The following is a 737-nucleotide window of genomic DNA, read 5'->3' on the forward strand; positions in this document are numbered from 1 at the left end:
AATCGGGGGCTTCGACACAAAGGGCGGGAACCGGTCATTCGCCACTAACGCAAGCCAAACATGCCGCGATATTGGAAGCCGACATTCAGGCGGTCCTGAAACGGGGGTTTACTCTGCACCGCCACATGACCGCATTGAGCCGAAAGCCGAAGCGCCGGTTTCGTGCTGCAGGGGCGATTGCCGTCATTCACGCAGTCTTCAGCAAATCTAAATCCGCGAATTCACGCCACGCGTGACAGAGCGGCCTTTGGCTGAGCGCTTATTGCTAATGTTCTCTAGAAAATGCTTGATTGGTTCAAGGGGTGAGGTTGGGGGGAAGCGACATGATAATATTTATACACGGAGTGCCTGATACCGGGTATATGTGGACACCGCTCATACAGGCGCTGGACCTCGGCCAGGGCAATTATATGGCTCCAACCATGCCGGGATTCGACGGAACGATACCCGTTGGGTTCGCCGCGACAAAAGAGGCCTACCTCGAGTGGGTCATCCGGTTGTTGGAAGACACAGCCAGTTCACACGGCCCGGTCGATCTGGTTGGCCATGACTGGGGCGCGCCGATAAGTGCCATGGCCGCACAAATGCGCCCTGATACAATCCACACCTGGACGGTCGTGAATGCTGCTCCTGAACCTAGCTACGAATGGCATTCGCTGGCGCGTACATGGCAAAAGCCGATCTTGGGAGAGCTTTTCATGGCCCTAGGCAGTCCTAAGAAGTTTCACCAGCAGTTG

General features: G+C 55.9%; 2 protein-coding genes. Both read left to right on the top strand.

The genetic code is table 11. The features are described 5' to 3' along the window. Positions 1-236, top strand: a 236-nt coding sequence (locus ACOI1H_RS25995; protein WP_422441244.1) for a hypothetical protein, incomplete at its 5' end; no start/stop codon positions are given. An 87-nt stretch (positions 237-323) separates the two neighbouring features. Further along, positions 324-737 (top strand): alpha/beta fold hydrolase (locus ACOI1H_RS26000; RefSeq protein WP_422441246.1); only part of this gene is annotated, 414 nt, incomplete at its 3' end.

It is taken from the genome of Loktanella sp. DJP18 (assembly GCF_049310965.1).
Taxonomy (GTDB): domain Bacteria; phylum Pseudomonadota; class Alphaproteobacteria; order Rhodobacterales; family Rhodobacteraceae; genus Loktanella.